The sequence below is a fragment of the Acetobacterium sp. genome, from assembly GCF_041752335.1.
Taxonomy (GTDB): domain Bacteria; phylum Bacillota; class Clostridia; order Eubacteriales; family Eubacteriaceae; genus Acetobacterium.
Window position 1 is genome coordinate 1 of record NZ_JBGSHG010000006.1, and the last position, 14560, is coordinate 14560.

Consider the following 14560-nt stretch of genomic DNA (forward strand, 5'->3'; position numbering starts at 1 on the left):
TTTTGGCAGACCCGGCATTTTCATGATATCACCAGTCAGAGCGACAATAAATCCGGCTCCGGCGGAAATATTACAAGAACGAACGGTGATTCTGAATCCGGTTGGACGACCGAATACTTTGGGATCGTCAGTTAAGGAATATTGGGTTTTGGCCATACAAATTGGCACTTTACCAAAGCCCATATTGGTGATGTTTTCGATCTGTTTTTCAGCAATCTGAGTAAAGTTGACGCCGTCTGCTCCGTAAATACGGGTCGCAATGGCTTCAATTTTTTCTTTGATGGTCATGTCGTCTTCGTAACAGTATTCGAAGGTTCCTTCGCTTTCGTCGATCAGACGGATGACTTCTTTAGCTAATTCAGCTCCGCCTTCTCCGCCTTTTGCCCATACCTGAGAAAGAGCTACGTTAACGCCCAATTTTTTACATTCTGCTCTAACTAATTCTAATTCTGCTGGGGTATCCAGTGGGAATTCATTGATGGCAACCACGGCTGGTAATTTAAATACCTGAGTGATATTTTCAACATGTTTTAATAAGTTTGGCAGACCGGCTTTCAAGGCTACCAGGTTTTCTTCGTTTAAGTCAGCTTTAGCGACGCCACCGTTATGTTTTAAGGCACGGACGGTTGCGACAATAATAACAGCGTCTGGTTTTAAGTTCGCCATCCGACATTTGATATCGAGGAATTTTTCGGCTCCAAGGTCAGCGCCGAATCCGCCTTCGGTTACTACATAGTCAGCAAAATGCATGGCCATCCGGGTCGCGATTACGGAGTTACAACCGTGGGCGATATTAGCAAATGGTCCACCATGAATAAAGGCGGGGGTGCCTTCTAATGTTTGAACCAGGTTTGGTTTTAATGCGTCTTTAAGCAATGCTGCCATGGCACCGTTGGCTTTTAATTGCTCAGCGGTGATTGGGTCGCCTTTGAAGCTGTAGCCAATAATGATGCGTCCGCATCGTTCTTTTAAATCAACGATATCAGAGGCTAGACAGAAGGCTGCCATTACTTCAGATGCAACGGTGATGTCAAAACCATCTTCTCGGGTAAAGCCATCGCCGGATGTTCCCAAACCATCAACGATATTTCGTAATTGACGGTCATTCATGTCAACACAACGTCTCCATGTGATTTTCTTAGGGTCAATTCCTAATTCGTTGCCTTGTTTGATGTGATTATCTAACATAGCTGCCAATAAGTTGTTGGCTGCGCCGATGGCATGAAAGTCTCCGGTAAAATGCAGGTTGATATCTTCCATTGGAATAACCTGTGCGTATCCGCCGCCGGCAGCTCCGCCTTTAACACCAAAAACGGGTCCTAAGGAAGGTTCTCTTAATGCTACCAGGGTATTTTTTCCTAAGTATGCCAAACCATCGGCTACCCCAATGGTGGTCGTGGTCTTTCCTTCACCGGCTGGTGTTGGATTGATGGCAGTGGTCAGGATTAAACGTGCTTTTTTGTCGCTTTTTTTCTTTAACAGATTGTAGTCAACCTTTGCTTTATACTTGCCGTATAAGTCCAGATCGTCTTCTGTTAAACCCAATTTCTTAGCTATCACACGAATATCCTGTGGTGTAGCCTCTTGTGCAATCTCAATATCTGATTTAAATCCCATTTTTTTCCTCCAATACTTTGATAAATATTTAACAACTATTATAAGTTTAACCGATTCCATCGCAAAAATCAAACAATAGTTATGATAAAATTTTACTAGTATTTGGGGCCGAATCTGAATTTGAAATGTTAGTTTTGTATCATTTTTTACTCTTGATGCTTTTACCTCCCTTAAATCTTCAATCTTGTGTATTTCTTTTCCATTATTAAATTATCATTTCAATTTAATACCAATTTTTTTACAAATACCCCATTTTATATTCTTTGAAAGCGTTTTATTACTTTGTTTGTAAAATATTTAATTTTTACTATTATTTTCCCATCTGCTTTCCCGGTAAAAGAAAAGCCTGCGCCGCTAACGAGGCGTAGGCTTTTTCTTTATCTTAAAATCAGCTCTAACTGACACAAAATGGTGTCTTCCTGATTCACAATATCAATCCGATAGTGGTTCTCGGCCAGCTGTTCCCCCAATGCCCGAACCTGATCCCCGTAAAAGCACTGCGCCTTATAGACAATCTTTGCTTCCGACAACACCATGGTTTTAACCACTTCCAGGGGCAGCACCTCGATCGCCCAGGCCAGATATTTGACATGATTAACGTGCTGATTGAAATCAATATCGAGAAACCGGACCGAAAAGGATTTTTCCAGATCAATCCGATTGATTTTTGAAAGCTTTTTAAAAATCGGCTCCCCTTTTTCAAAACACTCATAAGCTGACATCTCCGGATGTTCGTCGATGCGCTCCATCTTTTCGGACTCCCGGTTGATCAGTAACCACTGGGTGTCGGCGACGACCTTCGCCACTCCAGCGGCATCTTCGATGGTGAACCGCCTGGTGGCGCAGAACTTCTCCATCCCAGTGGCTCGGGTTGTCACCGTAACCTCGTCCTGATAGCGGGGATAATCGTTAAAGCTGATACAGTATTTGACCAAAAACCAGGCCAGGTTATTTTTCTTTAGATAGTCCCCGCCCAGACCCAGCTGATTGCCCTGGTTGGTGGAGGCTTCCTGAAAATAGTTCATGGCGGTGGTGGGCAGCATTTTTTCGGTGGAATCGGATTCGTAACAGGTAACCCGCTTTTTTTCCTGATAAACTAGACTCATGAGATGCTCCTATTCAAAACTGCGGCGGAATAGACTAATGCCGTCAAGGCTCCAGTTGGGTTCGGTAAAGCTCCCTGGTTCGACCCGGTTGAGAGCCTGTTCCATGGTGTACATCCGGGCGTCGATCATATCAATATGGTGGAGCAGCTCGGCTTCCGGGAACATTGGCCGTTTGGGACTGCCAAATTCCGGCTGGTAGTGATGGGAAAGAATCATGTGTTTGAGCATCATCAACACCTCAGGATCGGTGCCCAGGGACTGGCCCACTACTTCCAGTTCGACAATTTCCTGAGTGATGTGGCCCAGCAGTTTACCCTCGGGGGTATAATCCGAAACCGACCCGTTTTCGTCGGAGACCATTTCATTGATTTTGCCGATATCGTGCAGGATGATCCCGGCATACAGCAGATCCCGGTTGATAAAGGGGTAAATCCCCACCAGACCTTTGCCGATTCGCAGCATCGAATAGGTGTGGTAGAGCAGCCCACCCTTAATGGCATGATGATGCTTTTTGGCCGCCGGAAAATAGCTCAGGACGGCGACCTGATCGCCAAAGATTTTTTTAGTGATGGCAGCGATGTCGGCATTGCCAAAATCATCAATGGTATCGCTGATATAGCCCAGCATTTCGTCGATGTCCACCGGCACGGTTTCAATGAAATCATCGATATTTACCTCATCGGTGTCGTCGATCAATCGCATTTTCTCGACAATCAGCTGCAGCCGGTTGTTGAATTCCTGGACCTTACCTTTGATTTTTACCAGCTTGCCATTGGTAAAGATTTCCTCATCTTCGGGCTTAACGTCCCACTTTTTGCCATCAATTTCGTCAAAATCGGCATCGTTCAAGACCATATTAAAATAACGGCTGCCATTGGTGGCGGTTTTGGTCATCTGCGACTTTATAAATAAAAAGCCAAGGTAATCCTGACCTTTCTGTACTGACTTAATTTTCAATGTATTCTCCTTGTGGTTTTCTTAATTTATAGCATCAGGCCATGGTGCGGGCGATTGATAATGACCAAGGGGTACTCAGCCTACCACCAGTCCCTGATTCTGGTTCATATAACTGACATCCCTGCCATCATGCCACTGCTTATTTACACAGCTCCGGAAAAGCCATGGCGTAAGCGGCCAGACCGTGCTTTAAAATTTCCATGCTTTTTTTCATTTCTTCGCCGTTAAGCACATAGGCGATCCGGACCTCGTCGGTACCGTCTTTGGGATTTAAATAAAAATCATTGGCCGGTGATAAGAGCACCGTTTCGCCGTGATAATCAAACTCATTGATCAGCCACTCGATGAAATGACAGGCTTCTGTGATCGGCAGCTTGGCCATGAAATAGAAGGCACCCCGGGGTTCTTTGCAGATCACCCCGGGAATTTCCTGCAAGGCGGCATAAACAATCTCCCGCCGGCAGGTATATTCCTTTAAGATCCCGTCAAAAAAATGGCCATCCAGCTGCAGCAGTGAAATCGCCCCGATCTGATCGACGGTGGAGACCGACAGCCGCATCTGAACCAACTTTTTGAGCTGATTCATCAGGGTTTTATTTTTAGACACAATAAAACCAATCCGGGCCCCACAGGCGCTGTAGCGCTTGGAAATACTGTCAATTAATATAAAATGCTGAGCCAGTTCCTGATACTGAGCCGGACTCAGATAGTCCTGGCTATCGTAGACGAACTCCCGGTAGACCTCATCCGAAATCAGATAGAGATTATGTTTGATGGCCAGTTTCACCATCACCTCAATTTCTTCCCTGGAAAAGACCTTGCCGGTGGGATTTCCGGGATTGGTCATTAACAAGGCTTTCGTCCGGGCCGTAATGGCCGCTTCAATCACCGCCGCATCGGGCAGGGCAAAGCCGTCTTCGGCATAGGTTTTAAAACCAACCAGGTTAACATCGGTGGCGGCGGCCATTTCCTTGTAAATGCTATAAAGCGGTTCAGCGGTGAGGATTTCATCCCCGGCATTACAGATCCCGATAAAGGTAAACAGCAGCGCTTCACTGCCGCCATTGGTGACAAAAAGATCGCCGATGTCATAATCCAGTCCCAGGCGCCGATAATAATCGCAGGCCGCTTCCCGGAGCTCGATGATCCCTTCCGGGGCCTGATAGGATAAGACTTGCTGATCAATGCCACTGACACTGTCTAAAAAACCGGCCGGGGTTTTAATATCCGGCTGGCCGATGTTTAAAAAATAAACCTTCTTCCCCTTTTTCTGAGCCTCGCTTACCAGCGGATAGTATTTTAAAAGGGCGGGTTCCCCCATTTTTTGGATGCGCTGCGATGTTTCCATTTTTTCTCCTGTTTATTCGTATTATCACAATGTCTCTTTTGAAAATTATAAACTTTATCAATAAAAATTGCAAATATCTGAAGCCTATTTAATTGTACAGTTTTTAAAAATCATGTTAAACTGGTCTAAATAACACGCTTACGGAGGCTTTATGAAACGATCAATACCAAACATCTCCCCTAATCTTAAGATGACCAAGGATCTCACCACCCTGCTGGCCTGGGCCCGGGAGGAAGAACTGGATATCGAAGGCCGGCATTTTAAAGATTTAACCATAAACGGTGGGGATTTTTCCCATCTCTCGTTCCGGGAATCACTTTTTGAAAACTGTGATTTTTCTGACTGTAACTTTGAAAAAATCGACTGCCGGGATCTACGTTTTCAATCCTGCAGTCTGTCCAATAGTAATTTGGCCGAGGTCTATTTTAACCGTTGTGAGTTTTTTGCCTGTAAGCTGGTGGGGGCTGATTTTCATCTGGCTCAATTGGAGAATTTTCTGGCCTCTGACTCCAGTTTCCAATATGCCAATTTCAGCAAGGCCAAACTCAAAGCCCTGGAAATCTCCCAATGCGATTTCAGCGAAGCCGCCATCAGTGAGTGCAAACTCTCACAGATCAAACTGGATGATGTCAATTTCAGTCAAACCAGCTTTTTCAAGACCCCTCTCAAAGGGTTGGACTTCACCACCTGCCAGATCGACGGCCTGATTGTCTCCATCGACGCCTTGAGCGGGGCCGTTGTCTCCACCTTCCAGGCCGCTGAACTGGCCAAGTTAATGGGTTTGATTGTCCGCTGAAGGCGCACTAAAGAAAGGTTACCAATGGAAACCATCGCTGCTAAAAATATGCTGACCCGAACCAAAGATAATTTCTGGTTCGGCACCGACTATAATATGAATATCTACCGGGGCTGTTCCCATGGCTGCATCTACTGCGACAGCCGCAGTGACTGCTATGGAATTGAAGACTTTGACCGGGTTCGAGCCAAGGAAAAGGCCCTGATCATTCTGGAAGATAACCTGCGCCGCAAAACCTTAAAGGGCGTGGTCGGCACCGGCGCCATGAGCGATCCCTATAATCCCCAGGAGCAGCAACACCAGCTCACCCGCCAGGCCCTGGAACTGTTTAAACGCTATGGCTACGGGGTTGCCATCGCCACCAAAAGCCCCCTTATTACCCGGGATAAAGATCTGCTTGCCGCAATTCAGAAGCGATCGCCAGTGCTGGTTAAAATCACCATTACCTGTGCCGACGATCTGCTGTCCAAAATCATCGAACCCCATGTCGCGCCGAGCTCTAGCCGCTTTGCCGCGATCAAAGAATTGTCCGACAGTGGCATCTTTACCGGGGTGCTGCTGATGCCGATACTCCCCTTTATCAATGACACCCCGGCAAACATCAAGGCCATTGTCGCCAGTGCGGCCGAACAGGGCGCCCGTTTTATTTATCCCGCTTTCGGGGTCACCCTCCGGGATTCCCAGCGCCGCTATTTTTACGACCAGCTGGATGTCCATTTTCCCGGCATCAAAAAAGAATATCTTCGCAGCTTTGGCAACACCTTCAGCTGTTCCAGCCCCCAGGCCAAAAGCCTCTGGACCAGCTTCACCCGGGAATGTCAGCACCTGGGCCTGCTCTACAAAATGGAAGACATCGTCGCCCGGTACAAACTGGAACACGGCAGCCAGCAATTATCATTTTTATTTTAAGCTAATCTGAGCACTCATTAACAGTTGGTCGATACCCCCCAGCTGCCACCTAAACCCCTTTTCTAATTAGCAGATAATCACTGTCTGCTTTTTATAATGTACTTTATGCAATATATACTTGACATTTTATATTGTATACTGTACTATACATCGTGTAAGGGGTGATCAGATGAAGAATATAAAATTAAAAGTGGCCCGAGCCGAGAAAGACATCTCTCAGGAAGAGCTGGCCAGGCGAGTCGGCGTCACCCGGCAGACCATCGGGATGATTGAAGCTGGTAAATTCAACCCCTCTTTACAATTGTGCATTGCCATCTGTAAAGCACTGGGAAAAACGTTGAATGATTTATTTTGGGAGGAAAACGACAATGAAAAAATTTAAAAAAGTAGTCGATGAGCGCCAGGAACTGGAGCTGTATAAAATAGAGCATGTCTGTTTCTGGATTGTTTTCTGGCTACTGCTGGGCAGCATCATGGTGCAATCAATGTTTCTCAATGCCCCCTTTACCCAGTGGGGTTTTGAATGGGCCGTCTTTATGATCTACTGCGGCGGGGTTATCGTAGGCTGTTATAAAAAAGGCCAATGGGATTTTTACAGCAAACCCACCACCAAAAACTACCTGCTCTACAGCCTGATCGGCTCCGGGGCCTTTACGGTAATCTATGCCATTACGATGTATATGAATAACGTTTATTTACAAGACAATCTGCTGGCGCTGGGCGCTCTGACGGCCTTTATCTTTGCCATGCTGTTTGCCCTGATCTTTGCTGCCCTGTTCATCACCGGCACCCTGGTGAAAAAGCGCCAGAAAAAACTGGAAGACCAGTTCAGCGATGACGACTCACAATAACTGCACCCTTTTCTATGAGATCAGCCCCTGATTTTTCAGGGACTTTTTTATTGTCAAATTTTATATCTTTTAACTCCAGTAATGAACCATGGTTTTTATACCGCAAAATTTCTGCAATCGTTTTTTCATCAACTTCGGGTTAATTAAGTCCCGCTTTTTTATTTCTATGCTATACTACAACTAATTTTAAGCAATTCTGTTTTTAATCAGCAATCCGTATTAATTTGATTCTATGAGGTGAACAAATGAAAGAAAAAATTAATGTAATGGCTGTTTTTTGTGATGACACCAACCGGATTACCCGGTTCGATGCGATGACCCATTTTGTCTTTTATTCCAAAGCAGAAAGCGGCTGGCGTCAATCCGATCGGGTTCCCTTTAGCTGTGATCTGTCGGGTGGTTTAGCTTCAATCCGGGAAAACATCAGTCAGATGCTGGGGGCCTTTAATGACTGTCGGATCATCATCACCCAATCCATCGCCGGTATTCCCTACCAGATTTTTGACCGTTCCGGTTTTATTATCTGCGAATCCGAAACCTTTGATCTGGAATTGTTGGATGCCATCCAGGCCGATCTGCTCCGCCAGGACGCGGAAATCCAGGAAGACACCAGTCTGCTGGTCAAAACCCCGGAAGAAACCGATGTCCCTGGTTATTACCTCTTTGATTTAACCCAGCTGCAGAAAAAACACCCGGAGATAAGTTCAAAAAAAGCCCTGCTGCCCTTTTTAAAAGAGACCGCCTTTTACACCCTGGAAGTGATCTGTGACCATATCCCACCATGGTTTGAACAGCAATTACCAAAAATGCAACTGCAATACCGGATCGAAAATAAAAATGATTCCACCCAACATGTGGTCATCACCCATGTGGCGTGTGAATAAAAGGAGCTCGTCATGTCAACCTGCCAAACTGAAAAATATGGCCCCCTCACCGGGATTACCTTTTTAGAAACCTATACCGACGGTTCGCCCAAAGGCTGTGCCTTTGACGAAGCCAATACCATCAATACCCCGGTGGGCATTCTGGTGCCCAACTATGGCCCTGCCAACCTGAGAAATCGCGAGGGACTGGCACTGGAATTTTTCAAGAACGGCCAGATCAAAAGCATCGATCTGGAAACCGCCACCGAGGTGATCACCTCCCTGGGAGCCCTGGCCGCCGAACGGATCAGCTTTTATGAAAACGGCCGGATCCACCGCCTGTTCCCCCTGAATGGCCGGATCAACGGCTACTGGACTGAGAATGATGAATACGCCCTGGCCAAACCAATTGCCTTTGATCTGGCCGTCGGAACCTTTTCAGCCAAGGTCGTAAGCCTCTGCTTTTATGAAAGCGGCGCTCTCAAGAGCCTGACCATGTGGCCCCAGGAAACCATCGAAATTAATAGTCCCGATGGGCTGGTAAAGGTGCGCTACGGTTTCTCCTTATATGAAAATGGCAAATTAAAAAGTTTTGAGCCCGCTCTGCCAGAACCCATTGTGACCCCAATCGGGATTGTGATCGCTTATGACAGCAATGCCCACGGCATTAATTGCGACGAAAACTCAGTCAACTATTCCCCCACCGGGGTGATCAGATCCCTGATCACCGGCAATAACGGCCTGATGATCACCGCCCCGGAAGGTAAGCAGTTCGTCCAGCCGCTGATGAAACCAGGCACCCTGGATCCCGACGTTCTGATTCCCGAACCGATGACCATCGTCTTCAGCGATGACAAAATGGAGATCATTCAGGATGACATCGTCACTGTGGATTTAAAAACCGCCACTGTCCGGGCCATTCTGGTTCATGATCCGATGAAAAAATCCTGCGGTGACTGTTCTTCCTGCACCAGCTGTGGCTGATCCCTTGGCTCGATCTTAAGAATTACTTAAGTTTTATTGAAGTAGCTCAAAACTGGTTCGGCCCAAAAACATTCCAAACCGCTGAAAATGATTTCATCCCACCAATCAGATGAAAAATACATCAACCAACTAAAGTACAATCCCGATTTTTCACTGCATAAAAATCCCCCTGGTCGTTTAAATACTTAAACCCATTTGATTTTGAAAAGGGTTTACAACCGAAGCCGCTTGACTTATCGCCTCATTCCATGGATAATAAGCCCATAGAAAACAATGCAATACGGATTTACAAAGACAATGTGGTCTCAGCTCCTTACAAATGGGTAAGAGTTGAGACCTTTTTTTCTTTTTATCCGCGCTATTTAGACAAAGAGGTCTTAATTCGCCGCTAAAAAACGCTGCCAATTAAGATCTTTTCGTTTATGCAAACAAAATAAGTTTTTTTAGACAAGGAAGTCTTACCTTTTACGCTTTTGTGAGAGGAAAAGACTTCTTTGTTTTTTGCCAAACTTGCATTGAATTTTCAAACATTCACACTCAGGAGGAAAGATTATGAGACAAATCGCTATTTATGGTAAGGGTGGTATTGGTAAATCTACTACAACTCAAAACCTCACCGCAGGACTTGGATTAATGGACAAAAAAATCATGGTGGTCGGATGTGATCCAAAGGCCGATTCAACCCGGTTGTTACTTGGTGGTATGGCACAAAAAACCGTATTGGATACCCTTCGTGAAGAAGGTGAAGAAATTGAACTGGATGCCATCTTAAAACCAGGCTTCCGCGACATAAAATGTGTTGAGTCAGGTGGGCCTGAACCAGGGGTTGGCTGTGCCGGCCGGGGGATTATCACTTCCATCGGGATGCTGGAACAATTAGGCGCCTACACACCCGATCTGGATTATGTATTTTATGATGTTCTTGGCGATGTTGTTTGTGGCGGGTTTGCAATGCCAATCCGTGAAGGTAAAGCGCAGGAAATTTACATCGTTGCTTCTGGCGAAATGATGGCCTTATATGCTGCCAACAATATAGCTAAAGGCGTTCAGAAATACGCTTCTACCGGTGGTGTTCGTTTAGGTGGAATCATCTGCAACAGCCGTAATGTTGACGGTGAAAGAGAACTGGTCGACGCCTTTGCCAAAGAATTAGGCAGCCAATTAATCTACTTCGTACCCCGTGATAACATGGTTCAACGAGCCGAAATTAATAAGAAAACCGTTCTGGAATTTGATGATACGGCCGTGCAAGCTCAGGAATACCGTAATCTGGCTGCGGCAATTGACGGTAATCAACTGTTTGTAATTCCTACCCCAATGCATCAGGATCGTTTGGAAGAACTGCTGATGGAACATGGCTTAATGGATATTTAGTCCGTACTCAATTGTAATGATTTAAAAGTGAAAGGAAGTATAACATATGTTAATGGTACGCGCAATTATCAGACCTGAAAAAACAGGAGTTGTTTTATCCGAAATGTTATCCGCTGGATTCTCAGCTGTTACTAAACTGGATGTATATGGACGTGGAAAGCAAAAAGGAATCAAGGTTGGAGATGTTTATTATGATGAAATTCCCAAAGTGATGCTGCTTTGTATTGTAAAAGATGAAGACAAAGATGATGTTTGTAGAATAATTATGAAAAATGCAAAAACTGGCAAGGATGGTACTTTTGGAGATGGTCGTATTTTCATTTCTCCTGTAGAAGAAGCTTATACAATCAGTACTGGAACAACCGGCCTGTAAAAGGAGGAATTGATATGAAAGAAGTTATGGCGATTATTCGGCAGAATAAAGTGAACCAGACCAAAGAAGCTCTAGTCAATGAAGGCTACCCTGCTTTTACCTGTTTAAAGGTTCTTGGTCGCGGCAAGAAAACCATTGATTTATCCATTATCCAGGATATTGTTGATGCCGGGGAAATGCCCGTCTCAACCGTTGGTGAAGCATTAACAGAATCATCCCGTTTAATTCCGAAACGGTTTTTCACCGTGATTTGCAACGATGAAGATGTCAGCAAGGTTGTTTCCATTATCATCGACAACAATCAAACCGGAAACCCCGGCGATGGTAAAATTTTCGTCATCCCGATTATGGAGTCCATTCGTGTACGAAGTGGCGAAAAAAATGCGGATGCATTTTAGAAAGAGGTGATTTGAATGGATTCAAGAGATAAAGTACTCGATAAATATAGCTCTAAAATATATAAAAACAGAAAAGAACACGTCATTGAAATTGCCAGCGGCGAACCTCAAGTCATCGCCGCTGATACCCGGGCGATTCCCGGCATCATGACCAACCGTGGCTGTTGCTACGCTGGTTGTAAAGGGGTTGTTATCGGGCCCTTAAAAGATGTTGTTAACATCGTTCACGGCCCCATCGGCTGTGCCTACTACACTTGGGGTACCCGACGAAATAAAGCCAAAGGTGATGAAAACACCAAAGATTTCACCCAATACAGTTTTTGTACTGACATGCAGGAAACTGACATCGTCTTCGGGGGTGAAAAGAAATTACGACAGGCTATTAAAGAAGCTGTTGAAATATTCAACCCGGAATGTATCATGATCAGCTCCACCTGTCCGGTTGGACTTATCGGCGATGATATCCACGCCGTTGCCGCTGAAGCTGAAAAGCAATATGGCATTAAAGTATTGGCGTTTAGCTGTGAAGGATATAAGGGTGTCAGTCAATCCGGTGGTCACCATATTGCCAACAATGGTCTGATGAAATACATCATCGGTACCGGCGATGCCGAACCGGTGAAATATTCTGTCAACCTTTTAGGCGAATACAACATCGGTGGTGATGGCTGGGAAGTTGAACGAATCTTAAAGCGAATCGGCTATCACGTTGTTTCAGTGATGACCGGCGATGGTAGCTATGATCATATGAAAAACGCCCACACCGCCGATCTGAACCTGGTTCAATGCCACCGCTCGATTAACTATATTGCCGAAATGATGAAAACCAAATATGGAATGGACTGGATCAAGGTCAATTTCATCGGTCTGGAAAGTATTAAAAAATCCTTAATGGATATTGCCACCTACTTTGGTGACCCGGAATTATTAGCTCGAACAGAAGCAGTTATCGCTGAAGAGCTGGACGAAATCGAAGAAGGCATGGCTTACTACAAATCAAAACTGGATGGTAAAAAAGCCGCTGTCTATGTCGGGGGATCGCGTACCCATCATTACATCAATTTATTAAAATACCTGGGTGTCGATGTTGTCCTGGCTGGCTATGAATTTGGCCATCGTGATGATTATGAAGGCCGGGATGTTATTCCCAGCATTAAAATCGATGCCGACTCTAAAAATATTGAAAGCATCACGGTTACCAAGGACGAAGCCAACTATAAAGCCTTCCATACACCAGAAAAAATTGAAGCATTGAAAGCGGCCGGTGTGCCCCTCGAAAAATACGATGGTCTCTGGACTGACATCGCCGAAGGTGCCATCATCACCGATGACTTCAACCATTTCGAAACCGAAGAATTTTTAAAACTGTTAAAGCCTGATATTTTCTTCTCGGGGATAAAAGATAAATTTATTGTTCAAAAATCAGGTGTTCCCTCACGACAATTACATTCTTATGACTACAGTGGTCCATACGCTGGATTCAGAGGAGCATTAAATTTTGCCAAAGATATTACTATGGCCACTTACACCCCTGTTTGGAACATGGTTCAAGCACCATGGAAAAGTGAGCCCACGTTAGTTGGCAGCTTAGGAGGTATGGAATAATGTTAGAATTAACCCCAAAAAAATTATCGGACCGATCCACCTTACGGATCAATCCGATAAAAACATGTCAACCGGTTGGGGCAATGTACGCCGCCCTGGGTGTTCACCAATGTATGCCACATAGCCATGGCTCGCAAGGATGCTGCTCATTTCATCGCATGTTTTTAACCCGGCATTTTAAAGATCCCGCCATTGCATCTTCCAGTTCATTTACTGAAGGCGCTTCCGTATTTGGTGGTGGCTCCAACCTGAAAACGGCGATTAAAAACATTTTTGATATTTATGATCCCGAGATCATTGCCGTCCATACTACCTGTTTAAGTGAAACCATTGGTGATGACCTTAACGGTTACATCCAGGACGCAAAGATCCCTGAAGGCAAATTGGTCGTTCACACCAATACGCCCAGTTATGTTGGTTCACATATTACCGGTTATTATAACATGATCGCCGGATTTATTAAATATTTATCTCAATCAACCGGCGAAAAAAACGGCAAGCTGGCTCTTTTCCCGGGATTTGTCAATCCTGGTGATATGCGGGAAATGAAACGCCTGATGAAACTGATGGGCACCGAGTTCATTATGCTTCCCGATACCAGCGGCGTTTTAGATGCTCCGATGACAGGAACTTACTCCATGTATCCCAAGGGTGGAACCTCCATTCCGGATATCCGCGATCTGGGCAACTGTGAAATGACGCTTGGCTTAGGTGAATTGACTTCTGAGTTCCCAGCTGATTTTCTGGAAAAAAAATGTAAGGTTCCCTATAAAACCTTACCCCTGCCCATTGGCGTGGAAAACACCGATGCTTTCATAATGGCCTTAAATCAATTCTCCAAAAACGAAGTGCCTTATGAAATTGAAGAAGAACGGGGCCAGTTAATGGATATCCTGTTGGATTCACATCAATACACCCACAACAAAACCGTCGCTATTTTCGGCGATCCAGACACCGTTTTGGGCATGGCTCAAATCACTCTGGAAATGGGGATGATCCCAAAATACATGGTAACCGGTACCCCCGGAGCCGCTTTTGATAAAAAAGCTGCTGCACTACTGGAAAAATTCGGCGTTGACGGTTGCACTGCTAAACAAGGCGGTGACTTATTTGAACTTCACCAATGGATTAAAAATGATCCAGTTGACTTATTAATTGGCGGCACCCACGGCAAGCAAGTTGCCCGCGCCGAAGACATCCCGCTGGTTCGCGTTGGTTTCCCGATCATCGACCGATATGTTCACTCTTATCTGCCGATTGTTGGTTACAAAGGTGCCATCCGATTGGCCGAACTCATCCTCAACGCCCTCATGGATCGTCAGGATCGTGACTGCGAAGACGAAGATTTTGAAATGGTAATGTAATTATTTGGGGAGGTT

General features: G+C 45.3%; 15 protein-coding genes. 11 read left to right on the forward strand and 4 right to left on the reverse strand.

The window, feature by feature from the left end:
* From ACEW8F_RS01140 to ACEW8F_RS01155, 4 genes are all read right to left on the reverse strand, one after another.
* The coding region (locus tag ACEW8F_RS01140) for a formate--tetrahydrofolate ligase (protein WP_373481634.1) at positions 1-1617 on the reverse strand (1617 nt) is incomplete at its 3' end.
* Between the two features lie 377 nt (positions 1618-1994).
* On the reverse strand, positions 1995-2723 hold the full coding sequence (locus ACEW8F_RS01145) for an acyl-[acyl-carrier-protein] thioesterase (RefSeq protein ID WP_373481635.1): 729 nt from the start codon (positions 2721-2723) through the stop codon (positions 1995-1997).
* A gap of 9 nt (positions 2724-2732) precedes the next feature.
* The gene (locus tag ACEW8F_RS01150) at positions 2733-3680 is read right to left on the reverse strand and encodes a 3'-5' exoribonuclease YhaM family protein (RefSeq protein WP_373481636.1); all 948 of its coding nucleotides are present in this window, start codon (positions 3678-3680) and stop codon (positions 2733-2735) included.
* A 139-nt stretch (positions 3681-3819) separates the two neighbouring features.
* Positions 3820-5028, reverse strand: coding sequence for a pyridoxal phosphate-dependent aminotransferase (locus ACEW8F_RS01155; RefSeq protein WP_373481637.1), 1209 nt, complete (start codon positions 5026-5028; stop codon positions 3820-3822).
* A 151-nt stretch (positions 5029-5179) separates the two neighbouring features.
* Between ACEW8F_RS01155 and ACEW8F_RS01160 the strand changes: the two genes are divergently transcribed.
* The 11 genes from ACEW8F_RS01160 to nifK all read left to right on the forward strand — a co-directional run bounded on the left by ACEW8F_RS01160 (position 5180) and on the right by nifK (position 14545).
* The gene (locus ACEW8F_RS01160) at positions 5180-5824 is read left to right on the forward strand and encodes a pentapeptide repeat-containing protein (RefSeq protein ID WP_373481638.1); all 645 of its coding nucleotides are present in this window, start codon (positions 5180-5182) and stop codon (positions 5822-5824) included.
* A 24-nt stretch (positions 5825-5848) separates the two neighbouring features.
* Entirely contained in the window at positions 5849-6733 is an 885-nt protein-coding gene (locus ACEW8F_RS01165; protein ID WP_373481639.1) for a radical SAM protein, read from the forward strand.
* 169 nt (positions 6734-6902) lie between these two features.
* Positions 6903-7115: a helix-turn-helix transcriptional regulator gene (locus tag ACEW8F_RS01170; protein ID WP_373481640.1), complete on the forward strand. Its 213-nt coding sequence runs from the start codon at positions 6903-6905 to the stop codon at positions 7113-7115.
* Positions 7102-7584, forward strand: coding sequence for a DUF6773 family protein (locus tag ACEW8F_RS01175; protein ID WP_373481641.1), 483 nt, complete (start codon positions 7102-7104; stop codon positions 7582-7584). The genes ACEW8F_RS01170 and ACEW8F_RS01175 overlap by 14 nt, the downstream gene beginning before the upstream one ends.
* A gap of 245 nt (positions 7585-7829) precedes the next feature.
* The gene (locus ACEW8F_RS01180) at positions 7830-8468 is read left to right on the forward strand and encodes a Fe-only nitrogenase accessory AnfO family protein (protein WP_373481642.1); all 639 of its coding nucleotides are present in this window, start codon (positions 7830-7832) and stop codon (positions 8466-8468) included.
* A gap of 12 nt (positions 8469-8480) precedes the next feature.
* Positions 8481-9431, forward strand: coding sequence for a hypothetical protein (locus tag ACEW8F_RS01185; RefSeq protein ID WP_373481643.1), 951 nt, complete (start codon positions 8481-8483; stop codon positions 9429-9431).
* A 552-nt stretch (positions 9432-9983) separates the two neighbouring features.
* Complete coding sequence (gene nifH / locus ACEW8F_RS01190; protein WP_373481644.1) at positions 9984-10805, forward strand: nitrogenase iron protein; 822 nt, start codon at positions 9984-9986, stop codon at positions 10803-10805.
* A 46-nt stretch (positions 10806-10851) separates the two neighbouring features.
* Positions 10852-11178 carry a P-II family nitrogen regulator gene (locus ACEW8F_RS01195; RefSeq protein ID WP_373481645.1) on the forward strand — a complete coding sequence of 109 codons (327 nt, stop codon included), beginning with the start codon at positions 10852-10854 and terminating at the stop codon, positions 11176-11178.
* Positions 11179-11192: 14 nt separating this feature from the next.
* Complete coding sequence (locus ACEW8F_RS01200; protein WP_373481646.1) at positions 11193-11576, forward strand: P-II family nitrogen regulator; 384 nt, start codon at positions 11193-11195, stop codon at positions 11574-11576.
* 15 nt (positions 11577-11591) lie between these two features.
* A complete protein-coding gene (gene nifD, locus ACEW8F_RS01205; protein WP_373481647.1) occupies positions 11592-13181 on the forward strand; it encodes a nitrogenase molybdenum-iron protein alpha chain in 1590 nt (529 codons plus the stop codon).
* Positions 13181-14545, forward strand: coding sequence for a nitrogenase molybdenum-iron protein subunit beta (gene nifK / locus ACEW8F_RS01210; RefSeq protein ID WP_373481648.1), 1365 nt, complete (start codon positions 13181-13183; stop codon positions 14543-14545). The genes nifD and nifK overlap by 1 nt, the downstream gene beginning before the upstream one ends.
* Positions 14546-14560 lie beyond the last annotated feature (15 nt).